The sequence below is a fragment of the Actinoplanes sp. NPDC049802 genome (genome assembly GCF_040656595.1).
GTDB lineage: Bacteria > Actinomycetota > Actinomycetes > Mycobacteriales > Micromonosporaceae > Actinoplanes.
Window position 1 is genome coordinate 58,149 of record NZ_JBFAMR010000017.1, and the last position, 21,185, is coordinate 79,333.

General features: G+C 71.1%; 15 protein-coding genes. 9 read left to right on the forward strand and 6 right to left on the reverse strand.

The window, feature by feature from the left end; genetic code table 11:
* The first annotated feature begins 245 nt into the window (after positions 1-245).
* Complete coding sequence (gene crtI, locus AB0I88_RS14740; RefSeq protein ID WP_361023200.1) at positions 246-1,685, forward strand: phytoene desaturase family protein; 1,440 nt, start codon at positions 246-248, stop codon at positions 1,683-1,685.
* A gap of 221 nt (positions 1,686-1,906) precedes the next feature.
* On the opposite strand, the gene AB0I88_RS14745 is transcribed toward crtI, so the two are convergent.
* From AB0I88_RS14745 to AB0I88_RS14755, 3 genes are all read right to left on the reverse strand, one after another.
* Positions 1,907-3,622 (reverse strand): substrate-binding domain-containing protein, encoded by a 1,716-nt coding sequence (locus AB0I88_RS14745; protein WP_361023203.1) that lies wholly within the window; start codon positions 3,620-3,622, stop codon positions 1,907-1,909.
* A 95-nt stretch (positions 3,623-3,717) separates the two neighbouring features.
* Positions 3,718-4,473: a class I SAM-dependent methyltransferase gene (locus tag AB0I88_RS14750; protein WP_361023206.1), complete on the reverse strand. Its 756-nt coding sequence runs from the start codon at positions 4,471-4,473 to the stop codon at positions 3,718-3,720.
* 53 nt (positions 4,474-4,526) lie between these two features.
* A complete protein-coding gene (locus tag AB0I88_RS14755) occupies positions 4,527-5,450 on the reverse strand; it encodes a LysR substrate-binding domain-containing protein (protein ID WP_361023374.1) in 924 nt (307 codons plus the stop codon).
* Between the two features lie 110 nt (positions 5,451-5,560).
* On the opposite strand from AB0I88_RS14755, the gene AB0I88_RS14760 reads away from it, so the two are divergent.
* From AB0I88_RS14760 to AB0I88_RS14795, 8 genes are all read left to right on the forward strand, one after another.
* Positions 5,561-6,262: a succinate dehydrogenase cytochrome b subunit gene (locus AB0I88_RS14760; protein WP_361023377.1), complete on the forward strand. Its 702-nt coding sequence runs from the start codon at positions 5,561-5,563 to the stop codon at positions 6,260-6,262.
* 2 nt (positions 6,263-6,264) lie between these two features.
* Positions 6,265-8,205 carry a fumarate reductase/succinate dehydrogenase flavoprotein subunit gene (locus AB0I88_RS14765; RefSeq protein WP_361023209.1) on the forward strand — a complete coding sequence of 647 codons (1,941 nt, stop codon included), beginning with the start codon at positions 6,265-6,267 and terminating at the stop codon, positions 8,203-8,205.
* Between the two features lie 81 nt (positions 8,206-8,286).
* A complete protein-coding gene (locus tag AB0I88_RS14770; RefSeq protein ID WP_361023212.1) occupies positions 8,287-9,030 on the forward strand; it encodes a succinate dehydrogenase/fumarate reductase iron-sulfur subunit in 744 nt (247 codons plus the stop codon).
* A gap of 665 nt (positions 9,031-9,695) precedes the next feature.
* Entirely contained in the window at positions 9,696-11,285 is a 1,590-nt protein-coding gene (locus AB0I88_RS14775; protein ID WP_361023214.1) for an NAD(P)/FAD-dependent oxidoreductase, read from the forward strand.
* Positions 11,282-14,566, forward strand: coding sequence for a ferritin-like domain-containing protein (locus tag AB0I88_RS14780; protein WP_361023217.1), 3,285 nt, complete (start codon positions 11,282-11,284; stop codon positions 14,564-14,566). The genes AB0I88_RS14775 and AB0I88_RS14780 overlap by 4 nt, the downstream gene beginning before the upstream one ends.
* Positions 14,563-15,792: a cytochrome P450 gene (locus tag AB0I88_RS14785; protein ID WP_361023220.1), complete on the forward strand. Its 1,230-nt coding sequence runs from the start codon at positions 14,563-14,565 to the stop codon at positions 15,790-15,792. The genes AB0I88_RS14780 and AB0I88_RS14785 overlap by 4 nt, the downstream gene beginning before the upstream one ends.
* A 43-nt stretch (positions 15,793-15,835) precedes the next feature.
* A complete protein-coding gene (locus tag AB0I88_RS14790) occupies positions 15,836-16,858 on the forward strand; it encodes a methyltransferase (protein WP_361023223.1) in 1,023 nt (340 codons plus the stop codon).
* A 25-nt stretch (positions 16,859-16,883) separates the two neighbouring features.
* Positions 16,884-18,500, forward strand: a complete 1,617-nt coding sequence (locus tag AB0I88_RS14795; protein ID WP_361023226.1) for an FAD-dependent monooxygenase — start codon at positions 16,884-16,886, stop codon at positions 18,498-18,500.
* Between the two features lie 121 nt (positions 18,501-18,621).
* Here AB0I88_RS14795 and AB0I88_RS14800 read toward each other — a convergent pair whose 3' ends face one another.
* From AB0I88_RS14800 to metF, 3 genes are all read right to left on the reverse strand, one after another.
* On the reverse strand, positions 18,622-19,062 hold the full coding sequence (locus AB0I88_RS14800; RefSeq protein WP_361023229.1) for an HNH endonuclease: 441 nt from the start codon (positions 19,060-19,062) through the stop codon (positions 18,622-18,624).
* A 182-nt stretch (positions 19,063-19,244) separates the two neighbouring features.
* Complete coding sequence (locus tag AB0I88_RS14805; protein ID WP_361023232.1) at positions 19,245-19,910, reverse strand: CDP-alcohol phosphatidyltransferase family protein; 666 nt, start codon at positions 19,908-19,910, stop codon at positions 19,245-19,247.
* Positions 19,911-20,056: 146 nt separating this feature from the next.
* Complete coding sequence (metF, locus tag AB0I88_RS14810; protein WP_361023235.1) at positions 20,057-20,980, reverse strand: methylenetetrahydrofolate reductase [NAD(P)H]; 924 nt, start codon at positions 20,978-20,980, stop codon at positions 20,057-20,059.
* Positions 20,981-21,185: the final 205 nt, after the last annotated feature.

A 21,185-nucleotide genomic window follows, 5' to 3' on the forward strand; every position in this document is an offset into this window, starting at 1 on the left:
ACACCCAGCAACACACGAAACCAACGTGTCGATTTCAGGCCCGAATCACACCCGAAACCCACACACCAACAGGCCGGCGGGCGCGCTGCGGCCTGGACCGGCGAGAAGCTCGCGGGGCACCGCGGGGACGGGCGGAATGCGGTTGGGTGCGGCTTTCCGCGTACCCCGGAAAAAGACCACCCGGAGGAAAGCGCGGCACACGGGGTGATCATGCTGGTAGCGCGCGGATGTCGGGAGGCGATGCGGTGAGCGAGATCGTGGTGATCGGCGCCGGGGTGGGTGGTCTGGCCGCGGCGTTGCGGCTGGCGGCCGCCGGGCATCGGGTGACCGTGCACGAGCGGGCGGGGCGGCCGGGCGGGAAGCTGGGGGTGTACGAGCGGGACGGTTACCGTTTCGACACCGGCCCGAGCCTGCTCACGCTGCCGGACGTGTTCGCCGAACTGGGGCTGGGGTTGCGGCCGGAGCCGCTGGATCCGGTGGTGCGGCACGTCTTCCCGGACGGTGTGACGCTCGACTCGTCGTCCGATCACGGCGTCTTCCTGGAGCGGATCGGTGCGGCGCTGGGTGCGGAGGCGGCCGCGGACTGGGACCGGTTCTGGCGGCGGGCCGCACGGATCTGGCGGGCCTCGTGGGAGTCGGTGCTGCGGCAGCCGGTGGATGCCGCGTCGCTGGCGCGGCTGTCGTGGCGGGTGGGTGATCTCGCGGCGATCGCGCCGTGGTCGTCGCTGCGCGGGCTGGGCCGTCGCCATCTGCGGGATCCGCGGCTGCGGATGATGCTGGACCGGTATGCCACCTACACCGGGACGGATCCGCGGCGCGCGCCCGCGGCGCTCGCCGCGATCCCCTACGCGGAGCTCACGCACGGTGGGTGGTATCTGCCGGGCGGTCTGGGCACGCTCGGCGCGTCGCTGCACGCCCGGTGCGTCGATCATGGGGTACGGGTGAGGCTCCACTCCGAGGTGACGGCGATCGAGGCGGACCGGAAGGTTCGGGGGGTACGGCTGGCGTCGGGTGAGTTCCAGCCCGCTGACGTGGTGGTCTCCAACGTGGACGCGGTCACCCTCTACCGGGATCTGCTGCCCGCCCCGAAACCGTTGCGCGGGCTTGCCGACCGGAGCCTGGCCGGGTTCGTGCTGCTGCTCGGTGTGCGCGGGGAGACTCCGGGACTGGCGCATCACACGGTGTTCTTCCCGGGCGACTACGACGCCGAGTTCGACGCGGTATTCGGGGCGCCGGGCCGGCGGGCGCGGCCGGTGGACGATCCGGCGGTGTTCGTCACCCGGGCCCCCGACCCCGAGGTGCGCCCGGACGGCCGGGAGGCGTGGTTCGTGCTGGTGAACGCGGCACGGCACGGCACCGGGTGGTCCGCTGTGAACTGGCGGCGCCCGGGGCTGGCCGAGGCGTACGCGGATCATGTGCTGGCGGTGCTGGCCCGGCGCGGGGTGGACGTACGGGATCGGCTGGAGTTCGCGGAAACGCGTACGCCGGCGGATCTGGCCGAGGAGACCGGGGCGCCGGGCGGGGCCATCTACGGGACCGCGGGCGGGCTGCTGCGGCCCGGCAACCGTGGGCCGGTGGACGGGTTGTTCCTGGTCGGCGGGTCGGTGCATCCGGGCGGTGGGCTGCCGATGGTCACCCTGTCGGCCCGGATCGTCGCCGATCAGATCGGTCCGGCCCGTTCCTGACCGGGTGGCCGGGCCGGCCTGCCGGCTGACGGCGGATGGTTCGGGGCCGGCCCGGGCCGGCCGGGTCAGGAACCGGCCCGGGCCGGCCGGGTCAGGAACCGGCCCGGGCCGACCGGGTCAGGAACCGGCCCGCGCCGACCGGGTCAGGAACCGGTCCGCGCCGACCGGGTCAGGAACCGGTCCGCGCCGACCGGGTCAGGAACCGGTCCGCGCCGGCCGGGTCAGGAGCCGGTCCGGGCCGCGAGGAAGGCCTTGGCCATGGCGGAGGCCAGGTCGGCCGGGTTCCGGGCGGCGATCGCCTGGCCGCCGGTGGCTTTGGCCATGCTCTGCAACGCGGGCATGTTGGCGTCCGGGCCGTAACCGACCGCGATCACCGGAACCGGCCGGGCCGGGTCCAGTCCGGCGGTGAGCCGCTTCTGGAACTCCTGGTTGGACATCGCGAACCTGGTCCCGCCGTCGGCGCCGTCGGTGAGCACCACGACGACCGACGGCTTTCCGGGCTTCACCTGTTCACGCATCGTGTCGACGCCGTCGAGGACGCTCTGGTAGAGCGGCGTGCCGGCGTTCGACTGCGGCCGATACGTCTTGATCTTCTCGATCAGGGCCTCTCGCCGCGGTTTGCCTCCGGCTTCCCCGTTGATCGGCCCGAACGACACCTCCTCGGTGTGCGCCGGGCTGTTCGCGCTGCCGGCCCCGAAATACCACATCCCGATCGTGGTGTCCCGGTTGAACAGCTGGGCCGCGCTCGCGCCGGACTCGCGGAGCAGGGACGCCTTGGTGGCCGACCCGCCGATCCTCTCGTTCATCGAGCCGGACGCGTCGATCAGCAGCAGCACCTGGAAGGCCAGCGTCTGGAACCCCGCCCACTGTTTCGCCGGATCGAGCAGCGCCTTGCCGGTGCCGGGCAGGCGGGCGCCGCCGGCCGTCGGCTCGGCACGGAACCCGGCCTCGGTGAGGGCCGTCTTGGTGATCGCGGCGCGCAGCCGGTCGGCCAGGCCGGTCTTGACGCCCTTGCGGACCGCGTACGGGTAGTCGGCTTCGACCATCCCGTCGGCCGGCGCCACCCCGGTGAGCGCCACCCGGTGCCCTCCCTTCTGATAGCTGAGCAGTTGCTGCTCGATCAGGGGGAAGACGCCGAGGTCGTAGACCGCGGAGGTGGCGTCGGCCTCGGCCGCCATCCGGGTGAGCAGGACGCCCGGGTCGGCGGCGGCGTCCGCGAGGCGGCTGCGCAGGGTGAGCGCGCGAAGCTGGGCGATGCCGGGGTCCTTGCTGGCCAGGGCGGTGGCCGCGTACACGCCGTGGACGCTGAGCAGGCCGTTGGTGGTCTTCAGCGGATCGGACATGGTGGCCACCGGGATCCGCTCGTCGGCGACCGCCTCGATCAGGCCGTTCCAGGTGGTCTTGCCGTCCTTGATGTACAGCCTGCCGATCGCCTCGGGCGCGGCCAGCATGACCGGTGAGTAGGCGAGGGTGGCCCCGGAGGTGCGGTAGAACAGCTTGTTCTCCTCGGCGATGCGCAGCCAGGCGCTGCTGGACGGAACCCAGACGTCCGGCCGGTCCGTGGAGGCGAGGGTGACCCCGGGTTCCTCGGCCCGGACCTCGATCGGCGCGCAGCGCTGTCCGGCCGGGTGGAGGGTGCCGGCCGCGGCCCGGATCACCGGCTCGATCTCGGGCGCGGCGGCCACGGTCAGTTCCGCGTCGGGGCAGGGGGTGACGCTGGGCTGGGTCGACGACGGCAACGGGGCGGCGCTGGGCTGGGTGGCCGGCTGGGCGGAGCCGTTGCGCATGAGCTGCCACGCGACCCCGCCGGCGACCAGGAGGACCACGATCACGAGGGAGGCGGAGAGCAACACGCGGCTACGGGCTTGCGGGGGCTCGTCGCCCCACTCATCGCGGCTCGGCCCGGGTAGCTCCCGTGGCCACTCGTTGTCGGACATGTCACCCAACCCCGTCGTAATGGTCGGTACCGATGCGTGCCGGATAGTAGTCCGGGATTCATGTCCCGCAATGGTTCAACGGGTAAAGCGGCACATCACGGCAGCATTCGGGGCTCAGCGATCGCGATCACTATCAGTTCACCGTCGCCGCCGAGCCCGGGCGGCTCGCGTCCCCAGCCGCCGTAGATCTCGTTCACCCGGAATCCGGCGGCCCGCAGCGAGTCGCGCAGCTGTGTCTCGTCGCGGAACCGGTGGGCCGCCGAGCTGGTCAGCTCCAGGCCGTCGTCGAACCGGTAGTGGTGGACGACCGAGACCACGTCCTTCTCGGTGGAGGTGATCCGGCTCCACGCCTCGACCACCGAGCCGTCGGCCAGCACGATGTGACGCCGGGTGCGGTCCGGCGCCCACTCCCGCCACGGCCGGCCGGCCGGGTCACGGCTGTCGAAGACGAGCCGGCCGTCGGTGACCAGCGCGCCGCGCAGCCGGTGCAGGGCGCCGGACCACTCCTCGTCGGTGACGATGTGCTCGGCGACGTGGCCGGTCATGAAGGCGGCGTCGAACGCCTCGGCCGGCACGGTCTCGAACGACCCCTCCAGCCAGCGGACCCGGGCCGCGCCGAACTTGCGGCGGGCCGCCTCCAGCGAGGCGCGGGCCGGGTCGACGGCGGTCACCTCGTGGCCGATGCCGGCCATCGCGATCGCCAGCCGGCCGGTGCCGCAGCCCATGTCGAGGACGCGTGGGGCGGTGCGCTCGGCGAGCACCCGCATGAAGAAGTCGTCCTCCCAGCCCCAGAGCCGCTCGGCGTCGTAGACCTCGACCAGCCGGGGATGCCGGTACTCGCCATGCCACACACTCGGATGCTAGACGTGGCGTACTGCCCTGACTACCCGAAGTGGACGGTGGATCACACGGCTTTCACCCCGAACGGGAGTTCACCGGCCGCGATGTGCTCGATCACCACCTCGCGCAGGGCGGCGGCCGCGTGCGGCAGGACGGCGGCCCGGCGCTGGGCGAGCGCGATGGTCCTCCGCATGCCGGGCGGGGCCAGGGGCGTGGCGCGCAGCAGCGGCCGGTTGGCGAGCACCATGCTCGGCACCAGGGCGACCCCGAGACCGGCCTCCACGAAGGCGAGAACGGCGTCCATCTCACCGCCCTCGACCGCGAACCTGGGGGTGAAGCCGGCCCGCTCGCAGGCTTGCAGGGTCACGTCCCGGATGTCGTAGCCGTCCCGGAACATCACCATCGGGGTGTGCCGCAGTTCGACGAGATCGAGCTGCCGGGCGACGGTGGGCGGCGGCCCGGAGGCGACCGAGGCGACGACGAGGCTCTCCCGGAGCAGCTCGATCGTCTCCAGCGCCGGGTCGACGCCCTGCTCGGGGTGCACGATGAGGGCCAGGTCGAGGGAGTGGGCGAGCAGGTCGGCGATGAGGTCCTGGGAGCTGCCCTCGTTCACGTGCAGGCGGATGCCGGGGTGTTCGGCGCGGTAGTCGCGCAGGACGGCCGGGACCAGCGAGGAGCAGAGGCTGGGGGTGGCGCCGAGCCGGACCTCGCCGCGGCGCAGCCCGACGATGTCGGCGACCGCGTCCCGTGCCGCGTCGGCGTCCGCGATCATGCGTTGCGCCAGGGGCAGCAGTGTCTCGCCGGCCACCGTGAGGGTCACGCCGCCCCGGATCCGCTCGAGGAGTGGGGCGCCGAGTGACATTTCCAGGGTGTGAATCTGCTTACTCAACGTGGGCTGCGAGACGCCCAGTTCGTCCGCCGCACGGGTGAAATGCCGTAGTTCCGCCACCGCCAGGAAGTACCTGAGTTGTTGCAGCTGCACCGTAATAGCCTATCGCTATCGCAGGTCGTCCCTGGATGCATTAGACGAATCGTTCGGGACTTTCTACCTTCCAACTCGTGGCGGTAGACACTCCTATTCCGAAGACGACTGATGCAGTGGGCGCGACGGCACGCCCCACGCCGCGGAAGTCGGTCCGGCCCTCGTCGGTCGCGCTCAAACTGATCATGGCGGTCAGCGGCGTCGTCCTGATCCTCTTCCTGTTCGCGCACATGCTGGGCAACTTGAAGATCTTCGTGGACGCGAAGGACTTCGACCACTATGCACACTGGCTGCGCGAGCTCGGCACGCCACTGCTCCCGCGCACCTGGTACCTCTGGATCCAGAGGTTCGGCCTGGTGATCGCGCTGATCGCCCACATCTGGGCGGCCACGGTGCTGACCAGGCGAGCCCGGCGGGCACGGCCGGTCAAGTACGCGCACCGGCCCAAGGTCCAGGGCAGTTACGCCGCCCGCACCATGCGCTGGGGTGGCGTCATCGTCCTGCTCTTCGTGATCTACCACATCCTGGACCTGACGACGGGCACGGTTCACCCGGACTTCGACCCGCGGCATCCGTACGCCAACGTCGTCGCGGACTTCGCGCCGCAGCGCTGGTACGTGACCGCCTTCTACGCCCTGGCCGTCAGCGCCGTGGGCCTTCACCTGAAGCACGGCATCTTCAGTGCGGCCCGGACTCTCGGCCAGCAGACCACCGGCGGCGAGCGCATCGCCAGGATCGCCTCGTCGGTGATCGCCGCCGTCCTGGTGATCGGTTACCTCTCGGTGCCGTTCGCGGTCCTGATCGGATTGGTGGATTGATCATGAGCGACTTCTGGGCAGAGGGCGACCCGATCGCCGACACCGCCGCGCCGGACGGCCCCGTCGAGACCCGCTGGGAACGCCGCAAGTTCTCCGCCAAGCTGGTCAACCCGGCGAACCGCCGCAAGCTGACGGTCATCGTGGTCGGCACCGGCCTGGCCGGCGGCTCGGCCGCGGCGACCCTGGCCGAGGCCGGGTACAAGGTCAAGTCGTACTGCTATCAGGACAGCCCCCGCCGCGCGCACTCGATCGCCGCGCAGGGTGGCATCAACGCCGCGAAGAACTACCGCAACGACGGTGACTCCGTCCACCGGCTCTTCTACGACACGGTGAAGGGCGGCGACTTCCGGGCCCGCGAGTCCAACGTGTACCGGCTCGCGCAGGTCTCGGTGAACATCATCGACCAGTGCGTGGCCCAGGGCGTGCCGTTCGCCCGCGAGTACGGCGGCCTGCTCGACAACCGCTCGTTCGGTGGCACCCAGGTGTCCCGGACCTTCTACGCCCGGGGCCAGACGGGCCAGCAGCTGCTGCTCGGCGCCTACCAGGCGATGGAGCGGCAGATCGGTCTCGGCAACATCGAGATGAACGCCCGGCACGAGATGCTCGAGCTGATCATCGTCGACGGCAAGGCCCGCGGCATCGTGGTGCGGGACATGGTCACCGGCGAGATCACGACCGAGTTCGCCGACGCCGTCGTGCTCGCCTCGGGCGGTTACGGCAACGTCTTCTTCCTCTCCACCAACGCCAAGGGCTGCAACGTCACCGCGTCGTGGCGGGCCCACCGCAAGGGCGCGCTGTTCGCGAACCCCTGCTACACGCAGATCCACCCGACCTGCATCCCGGAGTCCGGCTCGCACCAGTCGAAGCTGACCCTGATGTCGGAGTCGCTGCGCAACGACGGCCGGGTGTGGGTGCCGAAGGCCCAGCGGGACACCCGCAAGGCCGCGGACATCCCCGAGGACGAGCGCGACTACTACCTGGAGCGCATCTACCCGTCGTTCGGCAACCTGGTGCCCCGTGACATCGCGTCGCGTGCCGCCAAGAACGTCTGCGACGAGGGCCGCGGTGTCGGCCCCGGTGGCCTCGGCGTCTACCTGGACTTCGCGGACGCGATCAAGCGGCTGGGCCGCAAGGCCGTCGAGGCGAAGTACGGCAACCTCTTCGAGATGTACGAGCGGATCACCGGCGAGGACCCGTACGAGACGCCGATGCGCATCTACCCGGCCGTGCACTACACGATGGGTGGCCTCTGGGTCGACTACGACCTGCAGTCGACGATCCCCGGCCTGTTCGTGGTGGGCGAGGCCAACTTCTCCGACCACGGCGCCAACCGGCTCGGCGCGTCCGCGCTGATGCAGGGTCTCGCCGACGGCTACTTCGTGCTGCCGAACACGATCAGCAACTACCTCGCGGCCGGCCCCTTCCCGGCCGTCTCCGAGGCGGACGCCCCGGTCGTCGAGGCCCGCCGGGAGGTCGAGGACCGGATCGCCAGGCTCCTGTCGATCGACGGCGACCGGACGGTGGACTCGTTCCACCGTGAGCTCGGCCAGATCATGTGGGAGTACTGCGGCATGGAGCGGACCGAGGAGGGCCTGACCAAGGCCATCGGTCTGATCCGGGCGCTCAAGGAGGAGTTCTGGACCCGGGTGAAGGTGCCGGGCAGGGGTGAGGAGCTCAACCAGAACCTGGAGAAGGCCGGCCGGGTGGCCGACTTCCTCGAGCTCGGCGAGCTGATGTGCATCGACGCGCTGCACCGCCGCGAGTCCTGCGGCGGCCACTTCCGGGCCGAGAGCCAGACCCCGGACGGTGAGGCGCTGCGCCACGACGACGAGTTCAGCTACGCCGCGGCGTGGGAGTACTTCGGCGCCGACGGCAAGCCGACCCTGCACAAGGAAGAGCTCGACTTCGAGTACGTCCACCCGAGCACGCGGAGCTACAAGTAGTGAGGGTTATTCACGACGGTGGAGACCACGTGCCCACCGTCACGCAACCCGTCAGTCAAGGAAGGTCGTGAATAACCCTCAATGGACATCAAGGTTCGGGTGTGGCGTCAGGCCGGCCCCACCTCCCCCGGGAAGATGGTCACCTACGACGTGAAGGGGATCTCCCCGGACGCGTCGTTCCTCGAGATGATCGACGTCCTCAACGAGACGCTGATCCTGGGCGGTGACGACCCGATCGCCTTCGACCACGACTGCCGTGAGGGCATCTGCGGCGCGTGCAGCATGGTCATCAACGGTGTGGCGCACGGCCCCGAGAAGGCCACCACCACGTGCCAGCTGCACATGCGGAAGTTCTCCGACGGCGACGTGATCGACGTCGAGCCGTGGCGTGCCGCCGCCTTCCCGGTGATCAAGGACCTGGTCGTCGACCGGACCGCCTTCGACAAGATCATTCAGGCTGGTGGTTACATCTCCGCCCCGACCGGCACCGCCCCGGACGCCCACGCCACCCCGGTGCCGAAGAAGGACGCGGACGCCGCGTTCGAGGCGGCCACCTGCATCGGTTGCGGCGCCTGCGTGGCGGCCTGCCCGAACGGCTCGTCGATGCTCTTCACCGCGGCGAAGATCGCCCACCTCGGCCTGATGCCCCAGGGCCAGCCCGAGCGGGACAGCCGCGTCATCGACATGCTCCAGGCGCAGGACGACGCCGGTTTCGGCGGTTGCACCAACGCCGGCGAGTGCACCACGGTCTGCCCGAAGGGCATTCCGCTGAGCCTCATCGGCCGCCTCAACAGCGACTATCGCAAGGCGATCAGCAGGCGCTGACCGGTCCCCCGGTGGCAGGACACAGCGTGGTGTCCCGCCACCGGATCGAAGCTCGGGCGCCCGGCACAACGACGTGCCGGGCGCCTGGCGTACCGCCCGTGGCCCACGGCCACGGGCGGTACTGCGTTCCGCGCCGATTCTCCCCGCTATGGCCCGGGAACGTGTGCACCTTGGATCATTCGCCGTGCCGGGCCATCTGCCGAACGATTATTCGGCTGCCATTCATCACTCCGGGCGCCGCGCCGACACTTCATCGAAAAGTGCCCGCCCGCACCGTCGAACCATTACTCTCTTTTCCCGCGATTCCGGCCGCCACGGCTTGCCCCACCAGCCCGACAGGCCCGCACCATCCGCGTTGACCCTGCACAACGCCACCTCACCACTTATGCTCGGCAAAGTAACGCGGCCAATGGCCGACATCCCCGGAGAACCGGAATCAGCGTGCCGAACAATGCGTCGGCCGTTCCCTGGAACGACCCAAGGGTCAAATTGCCAGACAATACATATTGAGTCGGTAAGGCCTGGCCTATCACAGTGAGTCAAACCGATATGGCGCGGCGTCATCCGCTTCGCTGATTCGTCCAGCGCCGTCCTGTCCGGAGTTCGCCGCGCGAACGGCGGTCCGCCCGTAGCGGACTCGACGACGGCGCGGGAAGGAGAATGCCATGGGTCACAGACGAGCACCGACAGCCATGCCGGTTCCGCCGAGTCGCGCCCACACCGACGCTGTCACGGCCGACGGCGGGACGAACGGCAAGCGTCCAGACCCGACCGTGGTGATCCTCGGCGGCGGCATCGCGGGGCTCGCGGCCGCGTACGAGCTGGAACGTCTGGGCGTTCCCGTCGAGGTGCTGGAGGGCAGCCGGCGGCTCGGTGGCCGGATCTCCACCTTCCGGTTCGGCGACTCGGCCGACGCGCCGTTCGCCGAACTGGGCGCCATGCGAATCCCGGCCGGCCACAGCAACACCCTGCGTTACATCGCCCAGGTCGGTCTCACCGGCGAGCTGCGGTCCTTCCACAGCCTGCTGGCCGATCAGAACGCCTTCCTGCGCACCGCGGAGAGTTACGTCCGCCTCCGCGACGCCGCCCGTCAGCTGACCACCGAACTCCGCGAGGATCTGTCCCACGACGGCTATCGCCCGGAGACGCTGATGTTCGGCGCCTGGCTGACCCTCGTCGTCGACGCCATCGCGCCACCCGGCCAGCGCCAGGATCTGCGCCACGACCTGCGTGCCCGGCTGCTGGACTATGTGGAACGCCTGAACCTCGCCCCGTTCGTCCGCAACGACGGCAACGCCTTCGACCTGCACGGGCTGTTCGCCGCCCACCCGACCCTGCGGGAGCAGTGCCGCAACCCGCTGCGTGGCTTCCTGGACGACATCCTCATGGAGACCAGCACCAAGCTCTTCCGGCTGCGCGGAGGCATGGACCAGCTCGTGCGGCGGCTCGCCCGGCGCATCAACGGGCCGATCCGCCGCCAGCACGAGGTGGTCGGCATCGAGGCGCGCTCCGACGAGGTCGTGCTGCACCTGCGTGCCGACGGCCGGCGCCTGGTACGCCGGTGCGGCCAGGTGCTGTGCACACTTCCGTTCTCGGTGCTGCGCGGCCTGCGGCTGACCGGCTTCAGCGACGAGAAACTCCAGACCATCCATGATGTGCAGTACGTGCCCGCCACCAAGGTGGCGCTGCACTGCCGGGAGGCGTTCTGGCAGCGCGAGGGCATCAACGGCGGCGCCTCGTCCAGCGGGGGCCGGGTACGCCAGACCTACTATCCCCCGATCGACGGCGATCCCGCGTACGGCGCCGTGCTGCTGGCCAGTTACAGCGTCGGGGAGGACGCCGAACTGCTCGGCCGGATGCCGGCGGCGGCCCGGTACGCGGCGGTGCTGGCCGATCTGGCTCCCATGCATCCACAGCTGCTCAAACCCGGCATGGTGCTCAACGCCAAGAGCCTGGCGTGGGGTCAGTACCCGTGGAGCAACGGCGGGTGCTCGGTCCACTGGGGCAAGGACGCCGCGGCGGTCGAGGAGCAGCGCATGCTGGCACAGCAGCCGGAGGGGCCCCTGTACTTCGCCGGGGAGCACTGTTCGTCCCGCCCGGCGTGGATCGACGGCGCGCTCGAGTCCGCGCTCGACGCGGTGAGCCGGATCGTCATGCGGGTGCCGGCCACGCTGCCGGATCCCGCGCTCATGCCGGAGCCCGCCGGTCCGGCGGTGCGTGACGTGCTGCCGATCTGCACGGAGATGGCTGGATGAGCGTCCTCGACCTGCCGCGCCTGCATTTCCGCGGGGTCGCCACCACCAAGCTGCCCACCGGGCCGCGCAGCGGGCTGATCGACCTGGCTACCAACCGGGCGCTCAACGACGACGGGCCGGTGCCCACGGACACGCCACCGGCGGATCACCACGCCTGGCTGGCGCGCAGAGGGCCATGGTTCGACGCCGCCGGCCGGAGCGGCCCCGGGGCGCCGTTCAACGGCTCGACCGGTCACAACTTCGCCGGCAGCGGCCACTTCTGGATCGACGCCCAGGTCGTCGCGGTCGAGACGTCGCACGGTCCCGACCGCGGCGACCCGGTGGTCGGCCGGCGGGTGGACATGTGGGGCCACTACAACGACTACCTGGCCACCACCGCGAACCGGGCACGGGTGTTCGACCTGGATCCGACCTCCCGCTGGACGACGACCGTCATGGTCGGGCAGTTCGGGCTCGGCCGCGGTGAACGGTCGTACGAGGACGGCTACCTGCTGACCGGTGACGTGTCCGGATATCAGCCGCCCCGATGGCACCACTTCGACTACCGCCGCGGCCTCCGGGAGCACCCGCTGGCGTCGGAGCTGGCCCGGTCCACGGTGCACCAGTTCGTCCTGACCGACGGTGAGGGCCTGCACTGGCTGCCGGAGACGTCCCTGTCGCCCGCGGCCGGGCACCTGCGCGCCGTGGTCGGGCAGCCGGGCGTGGACGGCCTCGTCGTCCAGTTCGCCCTGGCCACCATGGCGATGCCGACGGCGCCGGACGCGGCGAACCACTGGGCGGTGTGGGGCACGGTGGCCCCGTGGCGCCGGACCGAACCGCGGACCTGTCCCGCCGGACGGCTGCTGACGCCGCGGGCCGCCGGCTGGACCGAACGGCCGGTCCCGTTGCACAACCTGACGGTCGCCGTCGAGCCCGGCCACGTCACCTTCAACATGGTGACGGCGGTGCCCGTGGTGGGCCGCTCCACCGGACCCGAAGCCCGGGAGCCGCACGAGCGGGTGCGGCTCGGCGACCTGGAACTGCGCACGGCACACGACGGCCGGCTGATCGCCCGCGTCCCCCGTTCCGCGTACGCCGGACCGGGGTACGACCTGACGAGCGGGATCGTCCGGGTGGAGAACCTGCTGCCCACCGCCGGCTCCCTGCCCGACGAGGCGCTGTGCCTGATCGGGGAGGTGGACGGGGAACGGCGCACGCTCGTGGCCGAGGAGGAGGTCACGGTGCAGACCGACGACGCCGCCCTGACGCTGGAGCATCCCGATCCGGCCCACGGTCACGATCACGCGGTGACCGTGGGCATCCGGTCCTTCGTACGGGGCCGCCCGGCACCGGTCACCGGCATCCGGGTGCGGCAGTTCCTCAACCCCCGGTCCCGCCCGCTGGACCCGGCCGCTTCCGCCCCGTCGGCCCGGTGCGGTGACGTCGACCTGGTGCGGGTACGGCCCGGGCCGGTCGAGGCCGGTGGCGACTTCGCCGAGGTGTGTGCCGTCGACACCGACGCCCGGGGGGACGGCTGCTTCACCGTTCAGGGCGCCCGCGCCGGCGCGGGCCGGATCCTGCTCGCCCCGGCCCAGGACGACGGGCCCTGCCCGCCGGAGCGGCCCGGGTCGGCCGCGCTGGCCTACGACGACGCCGACGAACTGGGCTACTGGTCCGGCGCCGGCCATCTGGCGGTACGGGTGCTGCCCGACGACGGGCACCTCGCCGACGTGCCCACCGAGGAGGTCACGTTCGACCTGCTGTACCGGGAGGTGTTCGCCGATTACGAGTTCCTCTACTCGTTCATGAAGGCGGAGGTGTTCAGCCTGGCGGACCGGTGCAAGGTCGCGACGTACGCCCGGCTGCTCTGGCAGATGTCCGACCCGGCCAACCGGTCCCGGACCTGGTTCATGCCACCGACCCGGGACCTGTCCGCCGCCAAGGCCGGTCTGTTGCTCAAGTACCTGCGGCGGGAACAGTCCGCGGCCCGGGTTCCGGCGCCGGTCACCGGCCGTGCCCGTACCGGCCTGCCGATCACCACCCGGGGACAGCTGCTGACCGCGTTGCGGCACGCGGCGACCCTGGAGCTGGCCGTGATGCTGCAGTACCTGTACGCCGCGTACTCCGTGCCGACACACGGCGCGGCCCGCGAGTTCGTCCGCCGCGGGCTGTGGACTCCGGAGCAGGTCCGGCTGGCCTGCGGTGACGGCGGCCGCAGCCGTGACGGCGGGGTACGGGGCCGGCTGATCGAGGTCGCCCGCGAGGAGATGATCCATTTCCTGGTCGTCAACAACATCATCATGGCGATGGGTGAGAGCTTCCACGTACCGGTCTTCTCCTTCGGCACGCTGAACAGCACGCTGCCGGTGGCCCTGGACTTCGCCCTGGAGCCGCTCAGCGTGGGCAGTCTGCAGCGGTTCATCGCCGTCGAGCGGCCGGCGGGCGCGGTGTCACCGCTCACCGGCGCGCCCGGCCCGGACGTCCCACCCGGCCGGGACGAGCACCGCTACCACTCCATCCCGGAGCTGTACGACGATATCCGCGCCGGCCTGCGAAGCGTTCCCGACCTTTTCCTGATCCGCCGGGGCCGGGGCGGTGGGGAGCACCACCTGTTCCTCCGGGAATCGATCAACGCCGTGCACCCCGACTATCAGCTGTACGTCGACGACCTGCCCAGCGCGCTGTTCGCCATCGACGTGGTGACCGAGCAGGGTGAGGGCGGCCGGATCGATTCACCCGTCGAGGCCGGCGAGTCGCACTACGACATCTTCCTCGGGCTGTCCGCCCGGTTGCTCGAGGACGGCGCCGCGACCCGTGGCGGCGGGCGGGAGCGGTGGATTCCGGCCTACCCGCTGGCCCGCAACCCGTCGTTGTATCCCGGCAACCCGAACACCGAACCGGTCACCGAGCCGGAGGCGGTCGCCGTGCTGCAGCTCTTCAATCGCGCGTACTTCATGATGTTCCAGCTCATGGTGCAGCACTTCGGGCAGGACCCGGACGCCAGCCTGCGCCGCTCCGAGCTGATGAACGCGGCCATCGACGTGATGACCGGGATGATGGGCCCGCTGGCCGAGGTTCTGGTGACGATGCCGGCCGGGCGGCCCGGCACGTGCGCCGGCCCCTCCTTCGAGTGGGAGACCGAACCGCGGTTCATTCCCCGCCCCGACGTCGCCGACCGGTCGATGGCGCTCCGGTTCGAGCATCTCGCCGCGGCGTCCGGCAAGACGGCCGCCGCGCCCGAACGGGTCACCGAGATGCTGGCCTTCTACGCCGGCTTCTTCGGTGCACGGGAGCGGGCATGACCTCGGCCGTCGACGCCCGCGCCGCGACCGGGCGGGTGCCACCGTTCGCCCTGGACGCGGCACAGATCGCGGATCCGTACCCCGTCTACCGGCACTACCTGGACATCGATCCCGTGCACCGGCAGCACCGGGACCCGGCCGGCGCCGACACGTGGTACCTCTTCGGCTACGACGACGTGTTCGCGGTGCTGACCGACCGGCGCTTCGGGCGCCGGGCGCCGGGCGGAGCCCCGGTGGTCCCCATTCCCCCGCAGTACGCCGCGCTGCACGACGTGGTGACGAACTGGCTGGTGTTCCTGGACCCGCCGGAGCACACCGCACTGCGCTCCCGGGTCGCCGGGCACTTCACCCCGGCGCGGGTCACGCCGTTGCGCAAGCGTGTCGAGACACTGGTCGACGGCCTGCTCGACGACCTGGCCGACCGCCCGGTCGCCGACCTCGTCGAGGATTTCGCGGCGCCGCTGCCCATCCTCGTCATCGCCGACCTGCTGGGCGTGCCCGCCACCCGGCACCGATGGCTGCGGCGGCACGCCGTAGCCCTGCAGCAGGCCAACACCTCGCACGACGGCGCCGGCCTCCCCGCGGCCGACCGCGCCGCCCGGGCGTTGTCGGCGTTCTTCGCGGCCGAGGCCGGACGCCGCCGCGGCGCGAACCCCGGCGACCTCGTCGGGCACCTGCTCGCCGCCGGCCTCACCGAGGTCCAACTGGCGTCGACCTGCATCCACCTGCTCACCGCCGGCCACGAGACCACCACGAACCTGCTGTCGAAGGGGGTGCTGGCACTGCTGCGCAACCCGCACGTCCACGCCGAACTGAGCGCGGTCCCGGAGGCGATGCCGTGGGCGGTCGAGGAACTGACCCGCTACGACTCCCCGGTGCAGATGATCCGGCGACGAGCCCGGCAGGACGTGGAGATCGGGGGCCGGCACATCGGCGCCGGCAGCACCGTCGTACTGGTCCTGGGTTCGGCGAACCGCGACCCGGCCCGCTTCCCCGAGCCGGACCGCCTGGACATCCACCGCGTCCCCACCCGCCACGCCGGCTTCGGCATGGGCATCCACTACTGCCTCGGCGCCCATCTGGCTCGTCTCGAGGCAGAGGTCGCGCTGACCAGGCTGCTGCACCGGCTACCACGGCTCAGCCTGTCCGAGCATCCCGTTCCGTACGCCCACGACCTGGTCTTCCACGGCCCGTCCCGGCTGCTCGTGAACCCGGGGAGCCGCTGACCACGGCGCCGGCCTCGGACACCTACCACCTCTTGGAGACAACATGACCACTCGACAAATCGCCTCGGACCACGACGAGACGCTTCGCCTGCTGCGGATGGCCGAAGGACTGGGGGCGGCACGCCTTCTGCAACTCGCCGTCGAGTTCGACGTGGCGGGGCTGCTCGTCGACGGCCCGCGCAGCGCCGAGGAACTCGCCGAGAAGACGGCGACGCACCCGAAGGCGCTGCACCGGCTGCTGCGCGCGCTGGCGGGCGTCGGCGTCTGCACCGAAGCGCCGCACGGCCGGTTCGCGCTGACCGAGATGGGCAAGCGGCTGGACTCCGAACACCCCCAGTCCCTGCACTGGTGGGTGCGCTTTCAGGGCATGCTCAACCCGGTCTACGACGACGCCGGAAGCAGCGTGCGCGCCCAGGATCCGGCCTTCTCCGGGGTGTACGGCGAGCCGATCTTCGAGCACCTGGCCCGGAACCCCGAGCACGGCGAGATCTTCCACTCCGCGATGGCCGAGCACAGCCGGGTCATGGGCACCGTCCTGGCCACCGGGTACGACTTCGGCGGGGTGCAGCGGATCGTCGACGTCGGGGGCGGTGACGGCAGTCTGCTGACCGTGCTGCTGCAGCGGTACCCGGAGGCCGAAGGCGTCGTCCTCGACCTGCCGGAGATCGCCGACGTGGCCCGCAAGCGGGTGGCGGCCGCCGGCCTCTCCGAACGGTGCTCCGTGATCGGCGGCGACTTCCTCCGTGAAGTGCCCGCCGGCGCCGACCTCTACCTGCTCAAAGGAGTGCTGCACAACTGGTCGGACACGGACGCGGCCACCCTGCTGCGGAACTGCCGGGCGGCGATGACGCCGGAGAGCCGGCTGCTGCTGATCGAGGCGGTCGTCCCGCCCGGCGACGACTTCCACCCCAGCAAGGTGCTCGACGTCGCCATGATGATCGTTTACGGCGGGCGGGAGCGGACCCTGTCCGAGCACATGGAACTGCTGACCGGGGCAGGGCTGCGATTCGGCCGCATGATCGAAGCGGCCGCCCCGCTCAGCGTCATCGAGGCATTCCCGGCCTGACCGCCACGACACGGAAGACACGACAATGAAGCAGGACACCGAAGTTCTGGTGGTCGGAGCGGGCCCGATCGGCCTGACCACGGCCATCGCCCTACGCCGGCTCGGCATGCGGGTGCGGGTGGTGGACCGCGCTCCCGGCACGAACCGTGAGCCGCGCGCCGACGTCATCTTCCCGCGCGCCGGCGAGGCACTGGGCTCGCTCGGGGTGGGCGAGATCATCCGAAGGCAGGCGTACGAGATGGAGGGCAGCACCTTCTTCACGTCCGGGCGCCGGGTCGGCAGATACACCACGGGCAGGTTCTCCTCCCGCTACCCCAACGCCATGACCGTCGAGCAGCATCACATCGAACGGCTTCTCGTCGAGGAACTGGCCGGGATGGGGGTGACGGTCGACTGGCTGACCAAGGTCACCGATCTGGTGCAGGACGACCACGGGGTACGCGTCACCGTCGAGCATCCGCAGCGGGCGGTGGAGCACATCGAGACGGCGTGGGTGGTGGGTTGCGACGGCAAGCGGAGCACGGTTCGCCGGCTGCTGGGCATCACCTTCCCCGGTTCGGAGCACGGCAACATGCAGGTGGTGCAGGGCAACGCCATCCCGTCCTGGTCACTGCCGGAGAAGCCGGGAAACGGATACTTCTTCTTCTCCCCCTACCGGACCGTCATCACCTTCCCCACCCCCGGAGCCGGGTACCGCTTCTTCTGCCTGCGCGACAACCCGGATCCGCAAAACAATGATCCGCCCACGCTGGCCGAGTTGCAGGGTCTGGTGGCGGAGGCGGCCGGGATGCCGGATCTGAACCTGATCCTCACCGAGCCGGTCTGGCTGAGCCGGGCACGGTTCGCCGACCGCATCGCCTCCCGGCTGCGCTCGGGCCGGATCCTGCTGGCCGGCGACGCCGCGCACACCTGGGCGCCGCTGGGCGGGCACGGCATGAACATCGGCATGCTGGGCGCGTACAACCTCGGCTGGAAACTGGCCGCCGTGCATCGCGGTCAGGCCGCCGACGCGGTGCTCGACACGTACGACCTGGAACAGCGGGAGCTGGCCGAAGGCGTGATCCGGGACATGCGGGCCAGCCCGATCGAGATGATCCTGCCGCCGGTGGCGAACGGGCTGCGCGGCATGCTGGTGGGGGCCATGATGGCGTCGGAGTCGATCCAGCGGCGCGTCGAATGGATGATGAGCGACTTCGGCCGGCACCATCGCCGCAGCCCGCTCTCCCGGAGCCGGAGCCGCTGGCCGGTCGGCGGGATCCGGGCCGGCGACCGGATCCCCGACGTCCAGGTCATGTCCGGCGGGCGACCGGTTCGGCTGCATGACCTGCTCAGCTACGACCGGTGGACGCTGCTGCATCACATCCGCTACGTGGACACCGACGCCGAGCGCGCGCTGCGCCCGGTACGGGACGGCTGCCCGGCGCCGATGGCCTTCGCACCGATCGCGGCCGCCGGGCGCGAGGCCGCCCGGCAACTGGGCGATCCGGGAGATCTCCTGCTCGTACGGCCGGACGGGCACGTCGGTCTGGTGTGCCCGATGAACCGGCCGGCGGAACTACGGGACTACGTACGGCGGCATCTGGCCGGTGACCGGTCGCTTGTCCCGGACGTCGTCGACGGCGCGGACTCCCTCGCCGGATAGGACTGCGGGCGGTGGGCCACAACCCACCGCCTCCGGCCACCGCGGGAAGTGGGCGGCCGGCGGGTCCCCGTGTAAACCCGCCGACCGCCGCTCGAGGGGAGAGTCCGGCGAAGCGTCACGATCAGGTGAGGGAGACGGCCCAGACCGGGGCGTAGGGCGTCGTCCGCAGTGGCATGCGCGCCTCAGCGGGGGTGCGGTCGCCCTTGCGGTTGTTGCAGCGCCCGCAGGCCGCGACGGTGTTGAGCCATTCGTTGCGGCCGCCGCGCGAGCGGGGCAGGACGTGGTCGATGGTCGAGGCCGCGTCGCCGCAGTAGGCGCACCTCCGCTCATCCCGCAGCAGCACACCGGCCCGCGACCAGGCCGGACCACGGCCGCGCCGCCACCGCGTCACCACGTAGGAGACCAGCCGCACCACGGTCGGCACCGGGTAGACCCCGATCCGGGTGTCCGGCTGGGCCTCGTGCACCACGGCGACCTGACGGAACAGCATCCGGATCGCGTGCCGGAGGCTGACCCGGTGCAGCGGCCCGCAGTCGGCGTTGAGAACCAGAACCGCACTCATTTCGTCACCCCCCGGAAAATCGTTTGCACAATGCGAATCCACAGCTCAGGGGCGTTTCTCCCCGGCGGATTCGCTGAGGAGAAAATAGGCCTTGGCATCGATCGGCGACAACCGAATAAAACGGCTTCAGCTCAGTTCATCGGCTCTTCACGTGGTTCGTCCACGCCCGCCGGGAGCGGCGCTCAGCGAAGGGCTGCGCGCACCGCGACGGTCAACTGGGCCAGCCCGACGAGCTGCAGAATCAGCCAGGCCGCGACGGCTGTGGCAAGGACAGCGGCAACCCGGCCGGGCACGATCACAGCGGCCAGTGGTGTGAGGATCAGGCCGGTGACGGTGACGGCGACCCGGGTGGGCCGTTCGCCGACGGTGACGACGCCGATGTCCGGCATCCCGGCGGCAGTGGCCCGGGCGCGGACGTACTCGTGCAGCCAGCTCGCCGCCCCGGCCGCCACCGTGAGCCAGGCCGGCGCGCCCGCCAGCCAGAACGCGGTCAGCCAGGCGGCCTCGCCGATGCGGTCGGCGACCGAGTCGTACACGTACCCGGCTCTGGTGACCCGGCCGGTGATCACGGCGACCGCGCCGTCCAGTCCGTCGGCCGCGGCGGCGAGCAGCACCAGCCCGGCGCCGAGCGCGAGGCCGGGCGCGCCGGCCGCCGCTGACAGCGGGACGGCCAGGCAGATCGCCACGCCCGCGAGAGTCACCGTGAACGGCGTGACGCCCTTGCCGCCGAGCCAGAGACCGATCCGGTAGGCCGCCCGCACCCATCCCCGGATCAGCGGCGAGGCCCGCCGCGGATCGAAACCGCCGTGCAGCCCTGACCAGGCCTCGGCGTATTCGTCCCAGGTCACGGCGGGGTCTCCGGCATCACAGCGGGCGACCAGCCCGGCTGGCCGGGACTGTTCCGGGCCGGAACCCGGGACGACCACCTCCCGCTGTCAGGGCGCCGGTCGCGCATGGGTGCCGGAGTGTCGCGTGACGGCGGGATCGGCACCGGTCAGGCGGCGGCCGCGACCTCGGTGGGGGCCAGCTGCTGCCAGACCTCACGGGTCGCGGTGGAACGGTTGAGGGTGATGAAGTGGATCCCGGGCACGCCTTCGTCCAGCAGCCGGGCGCACATCTCGCTGCACAGGTCGATGCCGAGGGCCCGGACCGCGTCCTCGTCTCCGGCGACCCGCTCGAAACGGCTGAGCAGCGCGGGCGGGAAGGGCGCGCCGGAGAGCTGCTCGGAGCGTTCGATGGTGGCCATCCGGGTGACCGGCATGACACCGGGCACGATCGGGGTGTCGCACCCGGCAGCCGTGACCCGATCGCGAAGACGCAGGTAGTCGTCGGCGTCGAAGAACATCTGGGTGATCGCGAAATCCGCCCCCGCCCGGCATTTGCCGACGAAGTTCCGGGTGTCGGTCTCCACGTCGGCCGACCGCGGATGCTTGTAGGGGAACGCCGCCACCCCGACGCTGAAATCGCCTGCCTCACGGATCAGGCGGACCAGATCCTCGGCATACAGAATCCCGTCCGGATGCGGCACCCACTCGCCCATCGGATCGCCGGGCGGGTCGCCGCGCACCGCCAGAATGTTGCTGATGCCGGCGCCGGCCAGCCGGCCGATCACGTTGCGCAGCTCGGCGACGGAGTGGTTCACCGCGGTGAGATGCGCCATCGGCAGCAGGGTGGTCTCGGTGGCGACGCGCTCGGTGACGGTGACGGTGGTGTCGCGGGTGGTGCCACCCGCCCCGTAGGTGATCGACACGAAGCTGGGCCGCAACGACTCCAGCTCGCGGATCGCCTGCCAGAGCAGTTGCTCACCGGCCGGGGTCTTCGGCGGAAAGAACTCGAACGAGAACGTGGGCACCGGGCCGCGGATCAGCTCACCGACCGACGGCGTGCCGGGAAGCCGGGAGGGAAGTCCGAGAGACACAACAGCACTCTACCGGCCGCCCCGCCTTCGATGATCCGCCCGAACGTCCCACCCGGTCACCCCGGGCGGTTCCCACACCATCAACCCCTTCTTCCGGTACGCGGTGAAGCGCCCACAAACGCACCCCCGGCCGTTCCGCCGTGCCACGCGAGCCGGGCGCGCCGTCACGGCCGCGGCGCGGGCTCCGGCGCCCGGCGGCCCGTCA